At 45.9% G+C, this 281-nt stretch carries 1 pseudogene; it reads left to right on the forward strand.

Features of this window, described 5'->3' with window-relative positions:
- Positions 1 to 73 precede the first annotated feature (73 nt).
- Positions 74 to 281: pseudogene (locus FM019_RS20890) on the forward strand (IS3 family transposase); the annotation flags it as partial.

Consider the following 281-nt stretch of genomic DNA (forward strand, 5'->3'; position numbering starts at 1 on the left):
TGGAAAAAGACCATGGAGTACGCGTTGTAAAAAAGCGCAAAGGCAAGTCATCCAGGAAAAGGTGATACCGGGATTGTCTGTCACCCAAGCTTGCAGCTATTTACACATCTCTCGCCAAGCGTACTATCAGCAATGGGTGAGACAATTACGGCGTGATGAACATGAGGCACAAGTCATTGATTTTGTGCGCACAGAGCGCATGGTTCAACCGCGTATCGGTACACGAAAACTAAAATACCTTATGGCGTTAAAGCAGATGTTCATTGGTCGTGACCATTTGT

Origin of the sequence: Aliiglaciecola sp. M165 (assembly GCF_007197995.1) — a bacterium.
Classification (GTDB): Bacteria; Pseudomonadota; Gammaproteobacteria; order Enterobacterales; family Alteromonadaceae; genus Aliiglaciecola.